This window comes from Carboxylicivirga sp. M1479 (assembly GCF_007097485.1).
Lineage (GTDB): Bacteria > Bacteroidota > Bacteroidia > Bacteroidales > Marinilabiliaceae > Carboxylicivirga.
Genome location: NZ_VKDE01000003.1, coordinates 62,420 through 79,181, shown reverse-complemented (window position 1 = coordinate 79,181; position 16,762 = coordinate 62,420). Strand labels below are relative to the sequence as shown.

The following is a 16,762-nucleotide window of genomic DNA, read 5'->3' as shown; positions in this document are numbered from 1 at the left end:
CCATTTCGAAAGCCATGTTGGTTATGTTACGATAATCTACCTACGCATTATGAATATAATAAATGGTATAAAGCAAAAAAAAGGAGCTGCACAGCTCCTTTTTCGTTGATGTTATCGCAAAAATAACTATTAATTCAAATCTGTTTTTGGCAATTGCAATGAATCCAATTGTACTTTCAATGGTTTGATAAAGCTATTAAAAGCCTCCATATTCTCTTCGTGAACAGGGTTAACTGGTGGTGCATCTATTTTTAATGGGTCAACTGGCTTGCCATTTTTAAACACCCTAAAATCCAAATGTGGTCCAGTTGATAAACCAGTAGATCCAACATAACCGATTAACTGACCTTGTTTAACATGTGTCCCCTTTGAAATACCTTTTGCAAATCCATGTAAATGCATGTAAACAGTGGTGTAAACACTATTATGCTTGATCTTAATATAGTTCCCTCCTCCTCGCTTTTGATAAGCACGTGCAATGACACGTCCATCACCCAAAGCATAAACAGGTGTTCCGGTTGCAGCGGCATAATCTACTCCATGATGCGGGCGCCTTATCTTCAATACCGGATGAAGTCGACTATGAGAAAAGCGACTACTGACACGCGAGAACTTTAACGGTGCTTTTAAAAACGCCTTCCGTAAGCTTTGACCGTTCTCATCAAAAAAGTGAGCCACACTATCTTCTGCATAGTAAAAAGCATAATAATCGCGTCCACGATGATGAAACAAAGCAGAATGAATTTGCCCAACACCAATACTAACACTGTCTACATATAATTCATCGTAGTACACTTTGAAATTATCACCCTTCTCAATACCGAAAAAATCAACTGTCCAGGCGAAAATCTCTGACAACTCATTCGCGAGCAAAGGGTTAATATTACTATCCTTCATCGCATTCCACAAGGATGAAGTGATGACACCTGTGGCAGTTTTTAATTCATGGCGTGTTTCTTTTACATCGCGATATACATGAACAGAATCAGACAAGGTCACTACCACGTAATCTGTATTGTCAATAGCATACACAAAGTGATTCAATTGCTTGGTGGTATCATTGCTATGAAACAATGTATAGCGGTTTCCTTTTTTGATCTTTCGCACATCAAAAACAGGGTTTATCTTCTCTACAATGGTATTAATGGTTGGATAATCAACCCCAGCCTTTAAGAAAATATCGGCAAGAAATTGATTCCTTTTCACATTATTCTCTTCAATTAAAAACGAATCAACCGGCAAACCATACAAAAGTTCTGGCTCTGGAATTTCAATCACAGCCAGTGAATCAAGCGTTTCATCGGTAATGGGTGATATCGGATGATTATAGCGCTGAACGGCTATATAAACAGCTGGAATTAATAGTAATACAACAACTATTGCAATAATTATTTTCTTTTTGTTCATCAGAATCTGTTTTGAAGAGCATGCAAGTTAGCAATACACCTCCTAATCTTAAAATAAGAAATGAAATTATATTTTAATTTTATCGAAGCCCTGACCATAAACACCCATAACCGTTCCTACGGTAATAAAGGCTTCCGGGTCAATCTGTTTCACTACCTTAAATATTTCTTGTGTTTCGTTCTTTCGAGCAATAACCATTAAAACCTGACGATCTTCTCCTGAATATCCGCCCTTACCATGAAGAATGGTCAAGCCTCTTTCTGCATCGAAAATAACAGATTTACGTAACTCCTCAGGTTTGCTTGAGATAATAAAAAACTGCACTGTTTGCTTGTTACCCGATATAACCATATCAACGGTATACGCCAAAACAGCCATGGTAACAAAACCATAAACCACCATTTCAATTGAAGACGTTTGAACTAGGAAAAATGATGACGATATAATAATGGCATCCATACCAAGTAGTAGACGCCCAAGGCTAATATTCTTATACTTATTAATGATCATGGCAATGATATCAACACCTCCTGTACTACCGCCATTCACAAAAACAATTCCGGCGCCTAAACCGCCTAATATACCTCCAATAATGGCGTTCATCATCACTTCAGAAACCACCGGCTCTTCAAACAAGGGAAGCATCACGGATAACAATCCAGCGAAAACCAAGACACAATAGATGGTTTTAATCCCAAAGGAAGCACCCAAAATACGCATGGCCAATAAAATCAACCCAATGTTGATAATTAAGGAAGTAATACCAACATTCCACCCTGTCATAAGAAAGATAATTGTGGCAATACCCGTTAAACCACCGCCCACAATTTTAGCGGGAATCAAAAATGCTGTCCACCCTAATGTGCCAATTGCTAAACCAATGGTTAGCATGACATAACTCCTAAGCTCTTTAAATAGAGCTGTCTTACTTTGCATTATTCAATAATTTAGTGTGTAATCTGTTATAGAAAAGCCTGACGATATCAGATAAAGTCAGGCTTTAGTATCTAATTTGTTGCTGATCAATTAGCCAACAACAATGTTTATAATCTTTTTAGGGACAATAATGACCTTACGAACCGTTTTACCATCCAACCACTTGGCCGATGATTCGTGTTGCATAATGGCCTCCTCAATGGCCTTATTATCCATATCAGCTGGCAAATCAACCTTAAAGCGCATTTTACCATTAAATGAAACAGGATAAGTCACAGTTGACTCCACTAGGTAGCTTTCATTTAAAACTGGCCATTTCGCATCGCAAACGGTACTCGTATTACCCAAGGCATACCATAACTCCTCTGACATGTGTGGTGCAAAAGGCGCTAAAAGTGTTAATAAGGGCTCTAAAATCTCACGCTTATTGCACTTTAAATCATTTAGATCATTCACACAAATCATAAATGCACTAACACAAGTATTGAATGAGAAGCGCTCAACATCTTCGCCAATCTTCTTAATGGTGCGATGCAGTACTTTCAACTCATCAGGTGTGGCTTTCTCGTCAGATACCACAAAGGCATCATCTTTATAAAACAAACGCCATGTTTTACGTAAAAACTTATGAACACCATCAATTCCATTGGTATCCCATGGTTTTGATTGTTCTAATGGCCCTAAGAACATCTCGTATAAACGCAAGGTATCAGCACCGTAATCAGCAATAATTGTATCTGGATTTACCACGTTATACATCGACTTGGACATTTTTTCAACCGCCCAACCGCAAACGTATTTTCCATCTTCAAGAATAAACTCAGCATTGGCATAATCAGGGCTCCACTTTTTGAAAGCCTCCATGTCCAACTCATCGTTACGAACAATGTTAACATCCACATGAATGGCCTGTACATCGTACTCTTTACGAAGATTATATGAAACGTAGGTATTCGTTCCTTTTTTGCGATACACAAAGTTAGAACGTCCCTGTATCATCCCTTGGTTAATCAATTTCTTGTAAGGCTCATCTTTAATGACTTTGCCCATATCAAACAAGAACTTATTCCAGAAACGAGAATAGATTAAGTGACCAGTTGCATGCTCGGTTCCTCCAATATACAAATCAACATCTTGCCAGTACTCATTGGCTTCTTTACCTACCAAGGCCTCTTTATTTTGAGGATCCATGTAACGTAAATAGTAAGCTGATGAACCAGCAAATCCAGGCATGGTATTCAACTCTAATGGATAACCATTTTCTGTTTCCCATCCTTTGGCTCGACCCAATGGTGGCTCACCCTGCTCCGTTGGTAAATATTTATCAACCTCAGGTAAAGTCAAGGGTAATTTAGACTCATCCAACATGTATGGCATGTCGTCTTTATAATACACGGGGAATGGCTCACCCCAATAACGCTGACGGCTAAAAATAGCATCGCGCAAACGGTAATTCACCTTTACAGCACCTATGTTTTTCTCCGCAATATATTCTTTTGTTTTAGCAATGGCTGCTTTCACATCCAATCCATCCAAAATACCTGAATTCACCATTGTACCTTCTTTCGAATCAATGGAGTCTTCCCAAGTTGCTGGATCTGTAGCCTCAGCACCAGTTGGTATCACTACCTGGCGGATAGGCAAATTAAAATGTTTTGCAAAGGCAAAATCACGCGTATCGTGCGCAGGCACGGCCATGATAGCCCCTGTTCCGTATCCAGCTAAAACGTAATCACTAATCCATATAGGAATTTCCTCGTTGGTTAAGGGATTAATTGCATAGGAACCAGAGAATACTCCACTTACCCTTTTCACCTCGGTCAATCGCTCACGCTCGGTACGCTTGTTAGTTTCTACAATGTAGGCATCAACGGCAGCACGTTGCTCAGGCGTTGTTAGTTGATCTACCAACTCACTTTCAGGTGCCAGTACCATAAAAGTCACGCCATAAACAGTATCGGCACGAGTCGTGAAAATTTCCATTTCAACATCAGACTCCTTGGCCTTAAATGTCATTTCAGCACCTTCAGAACGCCCAATCCAGTTACGTTGTATCTCTTTTAACGAATCGCTCCAATCTACATTATCCAATCCAGATAATAAACGCTCGGCGTAAGCCGACACACGTAAAGACCACTGACGCATCACTTTTTGCTCCACGGGATGACCACCTCGCACGGATAATCCTTCCTTCACCTCATCATTGGCTAAAACAGTGCCTAATGCAGGACACCAATTTACCATGGTATCGGCCAGGTAAGCTAAGCGATAGTTCAATAATATCTCTTGCTGTTCTTTTTCGCCCTTGGCCTTCCACTCTTCATCAGTAAACTCAAGCACTTCGCCACAGGCCAAATCCAATCCATTGGTGCCTGTTGCGTTGAATGCCTCAACCAGCTCAGTTACCGGACGAGCTTTTTTTGCCTGATTGCAGTAGTAATGATTAAACATTTGAATAAATGCCCACTGTGTCCAATGGTAATAATCAGGATCACATGTTTTTACCTCACGATCCCAATCGTAACTAAATCCAATTTTATCGAGTTGCTCACGGTATCTTGTAAGGTTGTTTTCAGTAGTGATAGCCGGGTGTTGACCTGTTTGAATAGCATACTGTTCAGCCGGTAAGCCATAGGCATCGTAACCCATTGGATGCAAAACGTTAAAACCATTTAAACGCTTGTATCGACTATAGATATCAGAAGCAATATATCCGAGTGGGTGACCTACGTGCAAACCTGCTCCCGATGGATAAGGAAACATATCTAAAACATAGTACTTCGGACGGCTATTATCGACCTCTACTTTGTAAACTTTGTTATCGCTCCAGCTCTTTTGCCACTTTTGCTCTAACTCCTTAAAATTATATTCCATGATATTTAGTTGACTTAATGCGACTTGCACATAATTCTTTTTCCATAATAATTTCCCGCAGATAACGCAGACTCTCGCAGAATTACGTCCAATCTTAAGGATACTTTATTCAAAGTGCGAAATTAGTAAAACTTATTAAAATGATGAGGGATACAAGATTGGGAAATGAATGATTTAGGACTTTTTAATATGCGACAGAAGAATCATTAAAAAAAAGAGACAAATATCCTCGGTAAAGGTAAAAATTACGGATGTCATCCGTATTGATCATTGCTTTTCAAATTCTTAAGAAGACTTATAAAGAAAAATTAAAAGCTGTCTACTACCTCAATTGTAATTTATAGGTCACTAGTGTTTCAAAATCAGCAATTATGTGCAGATAACCGCTTTTACGATCCTCAACAGGAATCGTCAGAACTAATTTTTCATCAACACGCTCACCGTTCACTTCTTCCATATATATCTGATCATTGAATCGGTAGCTAAAAGTATTGAGTAGTTCATCTGTAATGATTTCAATTTTTATAATCCCTCCTTTTACCTTGCTAATAATCCCTTTTTTGGGCGAATTAATCTTCATGCCTTTCGACAAATAGGCACTTGTTACCAAAGGAATATTCACAAACTGGCTTTCGCGATAACGATTCAATATCCACTTGGTATCATTGGGGTAATGGTTGAGGAAGAAAAGCTCAGGTTTGGTTTTGTAATAAACGGGATTAAACTTAGGCACAAACTCCTGAAAACGCGGATGCACATATCCAGCTGCCCAGGTAACATCCAATAAGTACCAAACGCCTCCCAACTTTACCGCATTCCAGGCATGATCAGCGTAACCTAACTTCTGTCCTATTTCCTCTGGTTTGGTTTTAGAGTAACCCGACACAATCTTGCTTTCAATACCACACTCTAAACACAAAACACGAAATAACTCGGAGTAGCCCTGGCACACTCCCTTTCCATCCTGAATAGTGGCTTCGGCCAACATTTCATGAATAGACCGTTCAATTCGTTTACGCTCCTCTTCGGTTCGGTATGAATAGGAAATTGTTTTGGGATGACTGGAAAAATAAGAGTCGGTATCGTATTGTATATTGAGCGCTATCCAGGTAAATATTGCTGCTGCTCGTGACTCTTCGGTGTCAAAATCATTTTGTATTTGCTGAGCTAAAGACTCATAATGATCATACGCCACAGGGTATGTCCTAATCTTATCAATAATACTTTGTTCAATTTGCGCGGTAGCCACAAATGCAAGTATTGTTAATCCGAATAAAAACGAGAGCTTTTTCATATAATTTAGTTAATTTGAAACAAAGCACTATTTGTGCCCCATCAATTTAACTGCTAAAAGTATGGAATGCAAGCCTCAATTTGATCAAGTCCCTTTTTACGCAAACGGCGTACACCTAAATCACCAATAAACGGAAAGCTGTGAATCAACAACTTCTGATCTTCTACTTTTATAACATAAGCCAAACCCCATGAAGTGAAAGTCGGCTGTTGAAAACACTTTATAAACTGATTCTCGACGTCGAGCCTGCTAACAACAAAATGTTCATCTATTCGCGCCACAAAACGCTCTATACCGCCATCAACTCCCTCATGACTTATCTCTTTTAGTTCTGTCGATCCAAACTTGGGAATACTATTACTTTCCGACTCAATAAATTGCGCCACTGGCTTACATGTACTCCAGGCCAATGAATAGAAAAGACCATAAAAAACAATAAATACCAGTGAAGCAGCAAGAACCGTTTCTCCCAGATAGAATAACTTATCGCCATACAAGGCATAAGCAGCTTTTACTAATATATGAGATAATGCGAACGCAGCAGCTGCTCGGAATGCTAAATTTCGTAATATTTTCTTCATATGATTATAATTTGCTTTCATTTGACAAATGGAGTTCTTAAGTAAATTAATCATGCTCCCGTATAAAAAACCAGAAGCAATAAAACGGGGAACAACTACCTCTATTAATACTAATTCTGTTCTTGCTCCTTATCTCGCTTTATCAAATTGTAAATGGTCGACTTACCAATATCAAGCTTAGCTGCCACTTTCAGTACATTGTTATTATACTTTTTCAAAAAATGATAAATAATAGATTCGTTATACTCCTTAAGGGTCATTTCACGACCAAACATCTCCATTTCGCCTTGGGTTGAGCTGAATACAATATGCTCTTCATCAATCAAATTATCATTGGTAAGAACAGCAGCCAATTCAATAATGGCTTTTAATTCGCGCACGTTACCTGGAAAGTTGTAGGATAAGAGTTTTTTCTTGGCTCGCGAGGTTACCTCTATCTTCTTCAAACCATTTTCTTTACAAAAGCTTTTCAAAAAGAAAGCACTCAGCAACAGCACATCTTTATTTCTATCTTTCAGTGCAGGCAAGTGAATTGGCAATCCCAGCAAACGATAGTACAGATCTTCCCGAAAATTACCCTTGCGCGATTCCTCAGCCAAATCTTTGTTAGTAGCTGTTATTATTCTCGTATTAATCTTAATCACCGCATTACCCCCTACTCGCGTAATCTCACGCTCCTGCAGCACCCTCAACAACTTAACCTGTAGATTAAAATCCATTTCCCCTATCTCATCGAGAAAAACAGTGCCACCGTCAGCCTCTTCAAACTTTCCTTTCTTGGTATTGATGGCGCCAGTAAAAGCACCTTTCTCATGTCCGAATAATTCACTTTCAATAAGCTCACGTGGGATAGCTCCCATATTTACAGCAATAAAAGGTTTATCTTTTCGAGGAGAATTATAATGCACCGTTTTTGCAATCAGCTCTTTTCCCGTACCTGTTTCGCCATATACCGACACATTAATATTGGGTACATTAACCGCTTTATCAATTAAAGCGTAAACAGCTTTTATGGCAGGACTGTCGCCAATGATGGCATTTTTATAATCGTATTTATTACCAATTACCGTCTTAAGTTGTGTAATCTCGTTCTTTAAGGACTTTTGCGTTCTGATGTTATTAATCGCATGCAGCAAGCGGTCCTTGATATTTTCATCTTTGGTAATGTAGTCATAAGCGCCCTCTTTCAGCAACTGTACAGCTGTTGAAATATCGTCCTGTCCTGAAATGATAATCACATCTATTTCAGGATTAAAGCGCTTAATTTTCTTTAGAATTTCATTACCCGTAAAGTCTGGCAAACCCAAATCAAGCGTTACCACATCAGGATTATCTCCCAGGTTTTTTATGAAATCTTTACCATTAAAAAAGGTGGAAACTTCATAATCAGGATTAAGCTTAAGCGTATGCTCAATAAGCTTATTAAAAACCCGATCATCTTCAATAATATTAATTCTCATAGTTGGTTGGCATTACAGTATATTAGCCTAAAAAGATGCTCTTTTAATTGCTAATTGGTAAATTTAAAAATAGTTTTTGCTCGTAGAGGCAATTTTTGATGATTAATGAAATATTTTTGTCAAATAGCAGTTTAGTTAGTTAAAACGCTAATACTTATACAAAAGCTATTATTTTTGATAAATCAAAGGTGCCTCTTTGCATAAATTGTGATCAAAGAGATTAATCCTAAGGACCTAAAGCCGATACAAATACATGATTTTTAGAAAAATCAGCATCATACTTATTCTTTTTTCCATTTGGGGATGTAGCACTAAAAAGAATACCTGGTTGAGCCGCAACTACCACGACTTAACAGCCTATTATAATGTTTATTTTAACGGCAGGGAGGCATTCAAAACAGGCGATCAGGCCATTATTGATGGCTATGAAAACGATTATTCAAATATCCTGCCTGTTTTTGAATCATCAGATCCCGATGCAGCAAGCGTGGCCAGCGGCGATATGGACAGAGCCATTGAGAAAGGACAAAAACTCATTAAAAAACACTCGATAACGGCTAAACCTAAAAAGCGTTCGCGAAACAATGCCTATGCAGCCGAATTTTACAGCAAAAAGGAATTTAACAAATGGGTAGATAATGCCTATGTATTAATTGGTAAAGCACAAATTTACAAGCACGAACAGTCGCTTGGCATCAGAACCTTGCAAAAAGTAGTGCGCGACTTTCCTGACACAGAATCGTTTTACGAAGCACTTATTTGGCAGGCACGAGCCTATACGGACAAAGGCGATTACATCGGAGCACAGGCAGCACTTGAAAGCTATGACCTGGGGGGCAATGCTCCTCTTGAGTTTTATGCCGACTACATGTCAACATATGCCAACCTGCTATTAGCGCAGGAAAAGTATGTCGATGCCATTCCTTACTTAAACAATGCCGTTTTAAACCATAAAAGCAAGCAAAAGCGCTTGCGCTATTCCTATATACTTGGTCAACTTTACCTACAAAACGATCAACGACAAAAAGCAGCCGAGTCGTTTGCCTATGTTGCCAAAGCCAGTACCGACTACGAAATGACATTTAACGCCAAGGTTAATCAGGCATCAATTATTTATGCCAATGCCGATATTGCGGTTGTCAAAAAGGAATTAAACAAACTACGCAAGGACAAAAAGAACACTGAGTACCTCGATCGCATTTACTATGCTTTTGGTAGAGTGGCTCAACAAGAGAATGACGAAGCAGAAGCATTAAGCAATTATAGAAAATCGATTAATGCCAGCGTTGATAATGCGAACCAAAAAGGATTGTCTTACCGCGAAGCTGGTGAAATCTATTATTCCAACATGGACTTTGCGAATGCCTACTTCTACTACGACAGCGCTCTAACTGTTATCAACCAGGATTATGAGGAGATTGAAGAGCTGAAAGAACGCCATTATGGTTTAAGTGGTTTAATCGATCACTTGCTTACCGTTGAACGCGAGGATAGTTTGCAACGCCTAGCCGACATGAGTCAACCCGTGTTATATGCCTACCTCGATGATTTGATTGCCGAGCAAGAGGCTGAGCAAAAACGCTTGCAAAAAATGCAGGAAGAAGAAAGTATGAGTGATGCTTTTTTCTACCAAAATAATAATACATCAAACAACATGGGTCAAACGGGTAAGTGGTATTTCTACAACCAGAACTCAATGGGCATGGGTAAAATGGAGTTTGAAAAGCGTTGGGGCAAAAGAAAGCAAGAGGATAACTGGCGAAGAAAGGACAAAAGTAAAATTGCCGAAGAAGAAGAAAATGATGAGGATCAACTTTCAATGCCAGATGATCCGTTTGGCGGACAAAACACTAATAATCCCACACAGGAACAAAGCAGTGAAGATGGAGAAAGCCAAAACGCAAATGAAAGTTTTACGGTACAAACTCGTGAACAGCTATTGGCCGACATTCCTTTATCCGATTCAGACAGGCAAGCATCTGACGATAAAATAGAAGCAGCTTTATTGGAGCTTGGCTTGGTATTTATGGATCGCCTACAAAACTACGACAAAGCCATTGAGTCCTTAGAAGAACTCATAGCTCGATATCCCGAATCGTCATCGCGTGATGAAGCCTTAATTGCCCTCTACAATGCTTATCGTTTAAACAATGACGAAGCTGGCATGTTGGCCACCAAAGAAAAGATTGAGAATGAATTTCCTGACCATCGCTTTGTGGCCTATCTGAACGATCCGGACTTTCTGAAGAAGATACTGGATAAAAAAGAGCAGGAATCTAAAAGCTATGAAGCCACTTATGAGGCCTTTTTGTTTGGTCGTTTCAATGAGGTCATCAGCAAAAGTAATTTGGCCATCTCCAACACCAATGAAGACAGCCAGCTAACCAACAAGTACCTTTTACTACGAGGATTATCCTATGGTAAAAATGGGCAAGTTGAGCCTTTCAAAACGGACCTCACAACCATCATCAACAATGATAAAGAAAGTGATGAAGCTCAATTGGCACAAGAGTTATTAAAGCACATCGAAGAAGGTAAAACGCCTGTGCAAGGCACTTTATTTGCTGCAACACCAGGACAAATTGGTTCACAAGTTAGTGATGACCTAGATGTTGATTCATTAAAACAGCAGGCCGATTTTGTATATGTTGAGAAAGAACCTTACCAGGTAGTTGTAATGGGCATTAAAGAAGCTAACCTAAACAGGGCCATTTACCATGTAGCCGACTATAACTTCTCTCGCTATTTATTGCACGATTTTGAAATACAAGAGCAGCGACTACTGAACGGCTCTTCAATTGTTGTAATTGATGGCTTTAGCAATCGGGTTGAGGTAATGGACTATTTCTATGGATTACGCGAAAATCCACAATTCTTCGGCTTTGACAAAATAAACGACAACATCGTTGTTTTATCTGAAAGCAACCATAATAAGTTCTACTTATCAGGCTTGGTTAAGGATTACATCCAATTCTTCAACAAGTATTATTTGCAATACGCCAACAGGCAAGAACTTGAAAAAGTAATGCGCAAAGCAGAGCCTCAAGAACAAGATTCGACTCCTGTACAAGAAGAAAGCAGCAGTGAAAAAACGGTTATAGAAAACAAAGCGGAAAAAGAAACTTCTACAATTAACCCACCCAATGAAGTAGAGGTAGGAAATGCCGAAGCAAATAAGAGCGTGGGCGAAACAGAAGCGTCTGCTGCCGCTACAACAACTGTAAACGCCACTAACAAGCAAAAAGAAATTATTGAAAAAGAACAAGTCACAGAGGAAGAACCGGTAAAAGAAGAGCCAAAATCGATCTACTCAGTTTCGAAAAACGAATCGCATGAAGTGCTTGTTGTTATTCGCAAAACACGAATTGACTACAATAAACTACAAAAGAGTTTTGCTGCACACACACGAAATAATTTTGGAGCCGACCAGAAAGTTACCTTGCTTGATTTGGGTAGCTCATATCGCATGATTAAAATTAGTGGTTTTGCCAATGCCGATGAAGCTAATGCCTATATTAAAAGCATTGACAAATACCCTTATTTAACACGTGATATCGCGCGAAAAGAGCATTATATTTGGTCTATCTCTAGCAGCAACTATAAAAAAATGACAGAATTGATCGATATTGAAGGTTACGACTCTTTCTTCAAAACAAACTATTAGTAGCTTTGAGAATGGTGCGGTTTTTGACACTGTGCCCTAACATACATTTTTAAAACAGCCATCATATGAGTGAGAGCGGAATCAAAATTCTTTGGGTAGATGATGAGATTGAACACCTGAAAGCGCACATCTTGTTTTTAAAAGAAAAGGGTTACGACCTTGACACAGCCACCAATGGTTATGACGCACTCGAGATGGTTGAAAAATCGTTTTACGACCTCATCTTTTTAGACGAAAACATGCCTGGCATAACTGGTCTGGAAACTCTAGGAAAGCTCAAAGAGTTACGCTCAGAGCTGCCAGTTATCATGATCACCAAAAGTGAAGAAGAGGATATTATGGATCAGGCAATTGGCAATCAAATAGCCGACTACTTAATTAAGCCTGTTAATCCAAGGCAAATATTACTCTCCATAAAAAAGCACCTCAATAAAAGAGATTTAGTTACTAAAACCACTACTTCGGGCTACCAAAGTCAGTTTGGTCAAATAGCCTTGCAAATTAACGATTCATTCACGCACAACGACTGGAGCGAAGTATACAAAAAACTTATCTACTGGGAACTGGAATTGGAACAAGGCGATGGCACTATGGATGAAGTGCTGAGCATGCAAAAAAACGAGGCCACTCAAACATTTACTAAGTTTATAAAGCGCAACTACTTATCGTGGTTGAATGAGCCAGATGAAGCACCATTGATGTCGCATAACCTGGTAAAAGAAAAAGTTTTACCTCATCTAAACAAGCAACAAAAAGTATTCTTTATTGTCATTGACAACTTTCGCTATGACCAATGGGAAGTATTGAAAAAAGTTATATCCGACGATTATTTAGTTGAAGATGACAGCCCCTATTACAGCATATTACCAACAGCTACCCAGTATGCCCGCAACTCTATATTTGCAGGTCTTCTTCCGTCACAAATAAAAGAATATTACCCACAGTACTGGGTTGATGACGATAGTGAAGAGGGTAAAAATAAATACGAGAGTGAATTACTAGGCACTTTATTGGAGCGTTTTCGCATGAAGAATTCCTACGCCTATCGAAAAATAACAGATAGCGATGCAGGCAAAAACCTACTGGATGATCTTCACAAACTACTGAAAAACGATTTAAATGCCATTGTTTTTAATTTTGTTGACATGTTGTCGCACGCTCGTACCGAAGTAAAAATGATAAAAGAACTGGCTCGTGACGAAGCAGCTTATCGTTCATTAACGCAGTCGTGGTACATGCATTCGCCACTTCGTGAGTTACTGCATCGCCTGAAAGAGGAAGACGTAAAAATTGTATTAACAACTGACCATGGCACAACACGGGTTCAAAACCCTGTTAAAGTTATTGGCGACAGAGCAGTCAACACCAACCTACGATACAAGCAAGGTAAAAACCTATCCTATAAATCAAAGGAGGTATACGAAATACTCAATCCCAGCGAGGGGCATTTACCACGATACAATGTATCCACAGCCTATATTTTTGCTTGCAATAACGATTTCTTTGCCTATCCCAACAACTACAACCATTATGTAGGATATTACCGAGATACGTTTCAGCACGGAGGCATTTCTCTCGAAGAAATTATTATTCCATGCGCTACCTTAAGTGGTAAAAAGTAGCTTCAAATATTTCTCAAGCAAATTTACATTATAAAAAAAGAGACACCTTTCGATGTCTCTTTTTCTTTGGTTACATACTTGGCAGATATTAACCACATTTTGAAGAACCACAGCTTTGACAAATCAAACATCCCTCCTGGTAGATTAATTCATCTGATCCACAGTTTTCACAATTTCCTCTTTTAGCTTTTGTTCCATCTGGAATATACTTCTTAAGAGCACGTTCAACACCATTTTTCCACGTATTAATCGACTCACTATCCAACTGAAGACCAGCCACCAAATCAATAATACCCTCAATTGGCATTTGATGACGCAATACACCTGATATCAACTTGGCATAATTCCAATACTCCTTATCAAACTTATGCGAAAGCCCTTCAATAGTTGTTTTATAACCACGCTTGTTAGTGAATTGGAAATCGTAACGCGATGTACCATCCTCTTCTCTATTCTTGATGATCTTACCTGTTTGTACCGATTTAGGTAATAATATACCATCTTCATCATCTGACAAACCTGTAAATATTTCGTATGGAATACCATCAATCAATCCTACAAAGGCAATCCATTTCTCTTTATTATTCTGAAAACGTACCACATCGGCATCCAGCTCTAATGGTCTTTTCTTAGGGAAACCTGTTTCTTTTGTTTCCTCTTTCTTATCGTTGGCAATTAACACACCAGCACGACTTCCATCACGATAAACAGTCACTCCTTTACAGCCACTTCTCCAAGCCTCTACATACAGCTTACCTACAAGCTCCTCAGTGGCATCAGCTGGCAAGTTAATGGTCACACTAATTGAGTGATCTACCCATTTCTGCACACCACCCTGCATACGTACTTTATTCATCCAGTCCACATCGTTAGATGTAGCGCCATAATAAGGCGACTTGGTTACTAACTCGTCCAATTCTTCCTGCGAGTAATTTTTTGAAGTATCATATCCATTCGCCTCCATCCATGTTACAAACTTATGGTGGAAAACAGTATACTCTTCCCAGCTATCTCCTACTTCATCAACGAAATCAACACGCGTTTCTGAGTCATTAGGATTCACTTTACGACGACGCTTATAAACTGGCAAGAACACTGGTTCAATACCCGAAGTTGTTTGTGTCATCAAACTGGTAGTACCAGTAGGCGCAATTGTTAAGGCCGCAATGTTACGACGACCATACTTTTTCATATTGGCCTCTAACTCAGGATCAGCATCAAACAAACGTTTAACAAACGGATTGTTTACCTCTTTTTGAGCATCGTATATTGGGAAAGCACCACGATCTTTTGCCATTTCTACTGACGAAGCATAAGCAGCCAGTGCTAAATTTTTATGAACTTCAATCGAAAAATCAACAGCAACATCGCTACCATATTGTAAATCAAGCGCTGCTAACATATCACCTTCAGCAGTAATACCAACACCTGTACGACGTCCTTCATCGGCCTTTTGGCGGATATTTTCCCATAACTCGCGCTCCACACGTTTAACAACAGCACTCTCAGGATCTGACTTGATTTTATTCAGGATACCATCAATCTTTTCCAATTCCAGATCAATAATATCATCCATAATACGCTGTGCATAACCAACATGCTCACGGAATAATTTGAAATTAAATTTCGCCTTTTCAGTAAATGGATTCTCTACATATGAATAGAGATTTAAAGCGATTAAACGACAACTATCATAGGGGCACAATGGAATTTCCCCACATGGATTAGTTGACACAGTACGATAACCTAAATCAGCATAACAATCTGGCACCGACTCTTTAATAATTGTATCCCAGAATAGGATACCTGGCTCAGCCGACTTCCATGCATTATGAACAATCTTTGACCAAAGAGCCGTTGCATCAATATCTTTTTTGTACTTAGGATCTTTTGCATGAACAGGATAATGCTGTGTGTATTTTTCCCCATCAACAACAGCCTGCATAAAATCATCGTCAATTTTAACCGACACATTGGCACCTGTTACTTTACCCTGCTCCATTTTAGCATCGATAAAAGACTCCGAATCGGGGTGCTTAATCGATACGCTTAACATTAAAGCACCACGACGACCATCCTGAGCTACTTCGCGTGTTGAATTGCTAAAACGCTCCATAAACGGCACTACGCCTGTTGATGTAAGCGCTGAATTCTTCACTGGCGATCCTTTCGGGCGAATGTGTGATAAATCATGACCTACTCCACCACGACGTTTCATTAACTGAACCTGCTCCTGATCAACCTTCATGATCCCACCGTATGAGTCCGATGGTCCATCATCTCCAATTACAAAACAATTGGATAAAGAAGCAATTTGGTTATTATTACCAATGCCCGACATTGGACCTCCCTGCGGTACGATGTATTTAAAATTCTTTAATAGATCATACAGCTTCGTCACTGTCATTGGGTTCGGATACTTCTCTTCTATGCGTGCAATCTCACGAGCCAATCGCCAATGCATTTCATCAGGATTAGACTCATAAATATTACCATCTGAATCTTTCAAAGCATATTTATTAACCCACACGCGTGCGGCCAACTCATCTCCTTGAAAATACTCAAGCGATGCTTTAAAAGCTTCATCATTAGTAAATGTTTTACTCACATTTTCGGTTTTTTGGTCAATTTCTTTAACAGCCATTTGCTCACAAAAATTTAAGACGTTGATAAAATGGTATTTAGTGTTTTTATATTCCCTCTTTTATATGACTGCAAGGTAGGAAAGCCATCAATCGCGAACAACTTTAGTTTTCAACAATCACAAAAAGTTGTCCAAAACTTTTGGTCACGCTCCTCACTATCATTCCATTAGAATTTTTACAAATTCAAAAAGTTGTCCAAAACTATATTTTTTATCAACACAACAATAAAAACCACCATACACTATTGCATTTTACAAAACCCTTGAAGTTGCTGCATTA

The 16,762-nt window shown here is 39.0% G+C and carries 9 protein-coding genes; 2 read left to right on the top strand and 7 right to left on the bottom strand.

What is annotated here, in order from left to right; genetic code table 11:
• Window positions 1-129: 129 nt before the first annotated feature.
• The 6 genes from FNN09_RS03255 to FNN09_RS03230 form a co-directional block, all read right to left on the bottom strand.
• Window positions 130-1,407, bottom strand: a complete 1,278-nt coding sequence (locus FNN09_RS03255; RefSeq protein WP_143300051.1) for a peptidoglycan DD-metalloendopeptidase family protein — start codon at window positions 1,405-1,407, stop codon at window positions 130-132.
• A 66-nt stretch (window positions 1,408-1,473) separates the two neighbouring features.
• Window positions 1,474-2,343 (bottom strand): YitT family protein, encoded by an 870-nt coding sequence (locus tag FNN09_RS03250; RefSeq protein WP_143300050.1) that lies wholly within the window; start codon window positions 2,341-2,343, stop codon window positions 1,474-1,476.
• Window positions 2,344-2,433: 90 nt separating this feature from the next.
• On the bottom strand, window positions 2,434-5,217 hold the full coding sequence (gene leuS, locus FNN09_RS03245; RefSeq protein ID WP_143300049.1) for a leucine--tRNA ligase: 2,784 nt from the start codon (window positions 5,215-5,217) through the stop codon (window positions 2,434-2,436).
• 322 nt (window positions 5,218-5,539) lie between these two features.
• Window positions 5,540-6,511 (bottom strand): transglutaminase domain-containing protein, encoded by a 972-nt coding sequence (locus tag FNN09_RS03240; protein ID WP_143300048.1) that lies wholly within the window; start codon window positions 6,509-6,511, stop codon window positions 5,540-5,542.
• A gap of 53 nt (window positions 6,512-6,564) precedes the next feature.
• Window positions 6,565-7,092 (bottom strand): hypothetical protein, encoded by a 528-nt coding sequence (locus FNN09_RS03235; protein WP_143300047.1) that lies wholly within the window; start codon window positions 7,090-7,092, stop codon window positions 6,565-6,567.
• A 110-nt stretch (window positions 7,093-7,202) separates the two neighbouring features.
• A complete protein-coding gene (locus FNN09_RS03230) occupies window positions 7,203-8,552 on the bottom strand; it encodes a sigma-54 dependent transcriptional regulator (protein ID WP_143300046.1) in 1,350 nt (449 codons plus the stop codon).
• A 253-nt stretch (window positions 8,553-8,805) separates the two neighbouring features.
• Between FNN09_RS03230 and FNN09_RS03225 the strand changes: the two genes are divergently transcribed.
• Both FNN09_RS03225 and FNN09_RS03220 read left to right on the top strand, forming a co-directional pair.
• A complete protein-coding gene (locus FNN09_RS03225) occupies window positions 8,806-12,216 on the top strand; it encodes a tetratricopeptide repeat protein (protein WP_143300045.1) in 3,411 nt (1,136 codons plus the stop codon).
• Window positions 12,217-12,281: 65 nt separating this feature from the next.
• On the top strand, window positions 12,282-13,838 hold the full coding sequence (locus tag FNN09_RS03220) for a bifunctional response regulator/alkaline phosphatase family protein (protein ID WP_143300044.1): 1,557 nt from the start codon (window positions 12,282-12,284) through the stop codon (window positions 13,836-13,838).
• 88 nt (window positions 13,839-13,926) lie between these two features.
• Here the strand turns inward: FNN09_RS03220 and FNN09_RS03215 are convergent, their stop codons facing one another.
• A complete protein-coding gene (locus tag FNN09_RS03215) occupies window positions 13,927-16,482 on the bottom strand; it encodes an adenosylcobalamin-dependent ribonucleoside-diphosphate reductase (RefSeq protein ID WP_143300043.1) in 2,556 nt (851 codons plus the stop codon).
• Window positions 16,483-16,762: the final 280 nt, after the last annotated feature.